The following is a 289-nucleotide window of genomic DNA, read 5'->3' on the forward strand; positions in this document are numbered from 1 at the left end:
GGCCACCTGGCGCCGGTCGGCGACGCCTGGAACGCGGACGACTTCGCGGTCGACCCCTCGCGGGTCACCGTCGACGGCGACGTGTACGCCGCGCCGTTCAAGATGGACCTCAAGCCGGGCTTCTGGTACCGGAAGTCGTTCTTCGACGAGCACGGCCTCTCCGAGCCCGAGAGCTGGGACGAGTTCATGACGCTGCTCGACGACATCGCCGCCATCGACGGCGTCGACGCGCCCATCGCCTCCGGGAACGGCACCGGGTGGCCGCTCAGCGACATCACCGAGGGCTTCT

General features: G+C 69.6%; 1 protein-coding gene. It reads left to right on the forward strand.

Annotated features, from left to right (window positions below):
• The coding region (locus EXE42_RS17670) for an extracellular solute-binding protein (RefSeq protein ID WP_137707121.1) at positions 1 to 289 on the forward strand (289 nt) is incomplete at both ends.

The sequence above is a fragment of the Halorubrum sp. SP3 genome (assembly GCF_005435195.1).
Lineage (GTDB): Archaea > Halobacteriota > Halobacteria > Halobacteriales > Haloferacaceae > Halorubrum > Halorubrum sodomense.